Here is an 868-nt window from a genome sequence, read left to right as displayed (position 1 = left end):
GACCGGAGGGGCGGGAGCTGTAGGAGGAGCAACAGGAGGAGCTGCAGGAGTGACGGGAGGCAGCGGCGATGCCGTCGCCACCGGATCCGCACCCACGGCCGCACCCCCGAACGCCCGCCGCGCCTCCCGCGCCTGCCGTTCCTGCAACACGGCCGCGAGATAGGCGGGCGGCGGAACCTCCCGCGGTACCGGGGCGCCAGTCCGAGCCGCCACGTCGGCGGCGAGCCGTTCCGCCATGGCCCAGCCGACGCGGGCATCCAGCTGCCCCATCCGCGTCAGGTACTGACGGACGGCGAGCCACAGTTCGTCGGGTACCGCGGACAGGTCGAGCCCCGAGAAACGCCCGGCCAGCCAGGGCGGAGGCGGCGGCATGAACCCCGCGGACGCGACCGGCACCCGCTCCCGCACGACCAGCGTGCCCGCGAACACGTCTCCCAGCCGACGCCCCCGCGCCGACACCAGCGAGGCGATACAGGCGACCACCCCGAACGTCATGAGGATCTCGATCACCCCGATCAGGCCCCGCACCAGCGCGTGCCGGAACCGGATCGGCCCGCCGTCGTCCCGCACCACCCGCAGCCCGCACGCCATCTTCCCCAGTGACCGTCCATGGCTGAGCGTCTCGACGGCGATCGGCCCGCCCACCAGGACGAGGACGAAGACGGCGATCGACAGCGCGGTCTGCGCCGCCATGTCCAAGGAGGCGGTGGAGGCCACCAGGGCGATGGTGGCCGCTATGTAGACGGCCACGGCCACCGCGAGGTCGAGCAGCACGGCCAACGCCCTGCTGGGCAGCCTCGCGGGGCGCAGCTCCAGCGCCACCGCCTCGCCCGTCACCAGCTCGCTCACGCCCGCCGCCCTTCCCTCG

The 868-nt window shown here is 74.0% G+C and carries 1 protein-coding gene; it reads right to left on the bottom strand.

What is annotated here, in order from left to right; all coding sequences use genetic code 11:
- Positions 1 to 849, bottom strand: an 849-nt coding sequence (locus DMH12_RS38635; protein WP_148107618.1) for an RDD family protein, incomplete at its 3' end; no start/stop codon positions are given.
- Between the last annotated feature and the right edge of the window lie 19 nt (positions 850 to 868).

Source organism: Streptomyces sp. WAC 04229, assembly GCF_003947455.1.
In the GTDB taxonomy this organism is placed as follows: domain Bacteria; phylum Actinomycetota; class Actinomycetes; order Streptomycetales; family Streptomycetaceae; genus Streptomyces.
This window is presented reverse-complemented; position numbering and strand designations above follow the sequence as displayed.